This window comes from Streptococcus orisasini (assembly GCF_001431045.1).
Taxonomy (GTDB): domain Bacteria; phylum Bacillota; class Bacilli; order Lactobacillales; family Streptococcaceae; genus Streptococcus; species Streptococcus orisasini.
On the sequence record NZ_BCLE01000019.1, the window covers coordinates 1 to 3,719 of the forward strand.

At 41.5% G+C, this 3,719-nt stretch carries 5 protein-coding genes; 1 reads left to right on the top strand and 4 read right to left on the bottom strand.

Translation table 11 applies throughout. From position 1 onward, the window contains the following. The 4 genes from SCSH_RS03615 to SCSH_RS11235 all read right to left on the bottom strand — a co-directional run. On the bottom strand, positions 1 to 483 hold a 483-nt coding region (locus SCSH_RS03615), incomplete at its 3' end, for an MFS transporter (RefSeq protein WP_152972503.1). Between the two features lie 166 nt (positions 484 to 649). After that, a complete protein-coding gene (locus tag SCSH_RS03620; protein WP_057490533.1) occupies positions 650 to 1,465 on the bottom strand; it encodes a TIGR03943 family putative permease subunit in 816 nt (271 codons plus the stop codon). After that, positions 1,465 to 2,367, bottom strand: coding sequence for a permease (locus SCSH_RS03625; protein WP_057490534.1), 903 nt, complete (start codon positions 2,365 to 2,367; stop codon positions 1,465 to 1,467). The genes SCSH_RS03620 and SCSH_RS03625 overlap by 1 nt, the downstream gene beginning before the upstream one ends. 5 nt (positions 2,368 to 2,372) lie before the next feature. Continuing rightward, positions 2,373 to 2,510, bottom strand: a complete 138-nt coding sequence (locus tag SCSH_RS11235; RefSeq protein WP_193743677.1) for an SPJ_0845 family protein — start codon at positions 2,508 to 2,510, stop codon at positions 2,373 to 2,375. Positions 2,511 to 2,671: 161 nt separating this feature from the next. Here SCSH_RS11235 and SCSH_RS03630 point away from each other — a divergent pair, with 161 nt between their 5' ends. Beyond that, positions 2,672 to 3,718, top strand: a complete 1,047-nt coding sequence (locus tag SCSH_RS03630) for an LLM class flavin-dependent oxidoreductase (protein ID WP_057490535.1) — start codon at positions 2,672 to 2,674, stop codon at positions 3,716 to 3,718. Position 3,719: the final 1 nt, after the last annotated feature.

The window sequence follows — 3,719 nt, forward strand, 5'->3', positions numbered from 1 at the left end:
GCCGCCATAAGTCGGTCCAAAAGCAGGTGCCAATCCCATGATGAGACCGCCAATGCCCATATAGGTTCCGATTTTATTGATGGGGACACGCTCGATGATCAGATTAAACATCAAAGGCATGGCAATTCCAGTGCCGGCTCCTTGGAGGGCACGGCCCGCAATCATGAGAGCAAAGTTCTTGCTGGCAATACAGGTCAGTGTTCCCAAAAGAAAAAGCAGAACAGCTATATTAAACTGGTGCCGCTCTTTAACATTTTGCTGCAAAGTAGCGCTAAGTGTCATTGAAATAGCAACTGCCAGCAAATAAACGGTCGTAATCCACTGAAGACTGCTTAAGGGCAGATGAAAAACAGTCATTAACTTGGTAAAAGTCACGTTCATACTGGTTTCAGATAAGATACCAGAAAAGCCTAGAAGGGCGGTTGCAACAATAGACAGCTGAGTCTTAAATGAAACAGTATCTGTATGGTGTTTGAGGGTCATTAGGTCTCCTATTCTCGTTTTTATCATTGTAGCACAAAAAAAGAGGCAAAACAAAGAGAGCAGAACAGGTTCAAATCATAAAGAACGATTTATACTGTCTTACTCTCTGAAAAGTTTGGTCAAGCAGCTGACTTTTCCAAATATTTTGGAGAAGCGCCATCAGACTTTAAAAAACACGGTAAACATAAGGGTTCTTAGGCTTAATAGTCCTTGAACTATGAGAAATATGCAAAACTGGCAAGGTTTGTTTCAGATTTTGATTGTATTCAATAGAAATTTTTCCGGAAACCTTCACCCAGGTATTATTGTCATAGTGGGTGTGTCCGCCTGTTGTCAGCAGACCGTAAACACCCGAATCGGCAATACAGTGGATGATACCGAAACGAAAGAGGAACTGGCTGTTTTTATCCATGGGATCATTGTAGATAAAGCCAACATACTCAATTTGACGGTTTTTGAATTCATCAGGGAAGAGGTAGATAATCTCCATTACTTCCATATAATTCTGCGTGGTAATCTGCAGTTTTCCGCTGCCCTTATATTTGTTTAAGGTGGTTCGCATTTCCTTTTGATAGGCTGATTTTGTGAAATATAAACTGGTATCTGGCTTAAGATACTGAACGCGAGTGCCATCTGGGCTGACACCTGAACCAGCTGAACCAGCCGCCACTGGAAAATGATAGCCCTTGGCTGAAACAGTCGTTGAGTCAAGAGAAACCGTTGGCACTAAGAGTCCGACAAAAATTGGCACCGCTAAGATAAGAGGACTGAAAAATTTAGCCCATTTTCCCGACAGGTGGGAATGCATTTTTAAGTTTTTCATCCAAATAATCAGCTGTACAATCGCTAAAATAAAGGACAGGACCATGGAAATATAGGCTAGATAGGAGTAGTGGGTGTTGATATAGCGATCCAATTTACCTGAAAGCTGCAGATACATGCCCAATTCAAAATAGCCTACAAGAATTAAAAAACGAATCATTAAACCACCCCCAAAATCAAGCAATAAAGAATGATAATAAGACTGGATGTGCCGACAAACTGTAGGATAAATTTGCCTTTAAAGACATTTTTCATCATCATTAGATTTTTAATATCTACCATCGGACCAATAAGCAAGAAGGCTACTACAGGAGCAACACCAAAGGTTGCAAGGAGCGATGTCCCAATAAAAGCGTCAGCTTCACTGCATAGGGACAGGATAAAGGCCAAGAGCATCATGATTAAAATAGCGGTCAAAGGATTGTGGCCGATAGTGGTCAAAATCCGAGTTGGAATGTAAATTTGCATGGCAGCAGCGACCAGGCTGCCAAAAATCAAATAGCGACCTGTATCAAAAAGTTCATCAACAGCATGCGCCAAGGCGTAAAAGATTTTTTGATAGATTTTTTTATCAGAGTAATCGTGATAGTGGCAGGGCTGGGCACTTTCTTTGATAATATTTTCATCGGTCAGAAATCCTAGCAAAATTCCCAGCGAAATAGCCACAATAATAGCTCCAAACAATCTTAGAAAGACAAAACGCCAGGAATTGCCGAAGGCCGAGAAGGTTGCAAAAAGAACGATAGGATTAATAATAGGCGCAGTTGCCAAAAAAGGGATAGCAGTGTAACTAGGAACCCTTTTCTCCAAAAAGCGGTTGACAATGGGAACAATCCCGCATTCGCAGGAAGGAAAGATAAAACCAGCAAAAGTTCCAAAGAGAATACGCGCTATCTTGTTTTTAGGAAGGTATTTCTGCACAAGGTCGGGTGTGAGACAGACCTCAATAAAACCTGATAAAATCGCTCCCAATAAGATAAAGGGCAGCGCTTCAATAATAATAGAAAGAAAGATTGCCAGGCATTGCAGAACACTGGCAGGTAAGTGGTTAAAAACAGCCATAATACTTATTTCTTGACGTTCTTGTCATTTTCCTTTTCTTTATCTTTGTCATCTGGAGATTCTGCTTTTTCTAAATCAGGAAGCTTAGCAAAATTTTCCATCATTTTTTCTAACTCATCTTTTTTCTTAAACGTAATAGCCATTAGGGGATACCTCATTTCTAATTGAATAGTACTATTATTATACTACCAAATAAAAAAATATAACAGCTTAAACTGCGCCTGTCAGGAAAACAAATAGATTGTGATTACTACTAATTAGTGATATTATGTTTTTATCATCATGATAAACAGGAGTGATTGATATGACAATTGAATTAGGAATTTCAACCTTTGGTGAAACAACACCTCTTGAAAAGACAGGACAGGTAATTGCTCATGATCAGCGTATCCGAGAATTGATTGAGGAAATTAAGCTGGCGGATCAGGTTGGCTTGGACATCTATGCTGTTGGTGAGCACCACCGCGAAGATTTTGCTGTCTCTGCCCCTGAAATTGTGCTGGCTGCTGGTAGTGTTAACACCAAGCATATTCGCTTATCGAGTGCTGTAACCATTCTTTCTTCGATTGATCCTGTGCGTGTTTACCAGCAGTATGCGACTATCGATGCGCTGTCAAACGGCCGGGCAGAAATCATGGCAGGCCGCGGTTCCTTTATTGAATCGTTTCCGCTTTTTGGCTACGATTTAAAAGATTACGATGAACTTTTCAACGAAAAGCTGGACATGCTTTTGATGATCAAAAGTCAAACCAATCTGAAGTGGAAGGGCGAATTGACTCAGTCTGTTGATAACCGTCCGGTCTATCCGCGTGCTGTGCAAAAAGATTTTCCCGTTTGGGTAGCTACGGGCGGCAACCTTGATTCTACCGTAAGAATTGCTGAGCAAGGTCTTCCAATCGCCTATGCAACTATCGGCGGCAATCCCAAAGACTTTAGTCAGCTGGTTCGTATTTATAAGGAAATTGGCAGCAGGCATGGTCACCGCCCGGAGCAGTTAAAAGTCGCTGCTCATTCATGGGGCTGGATTGAAGAAGATAGGCAGTCTGCTGTTGACCATTATTTCTATCCAACTAAACAGACGGTTGACAATATTGCCAAAGGACGTCCGCACTGGCGGGAAATGACCAAGGAGCAATACTTAGAAGCTGTTGGTCCTGATGGTGCCATGTTTGTCGGAGATCCGGAACATGTGGCACAAAAGATCATCACTATCATTGAAGACTTGGAATTAGACCGCTTCATGCTGCACTTGCCAGTTGGTTCGATGCCGCACGAAGAGACGCTTAAAGCTATCCAATTATACGGGGAACAAACAGCTCCAATAGTCAGAAAACATTTCGATAACAAGTAAA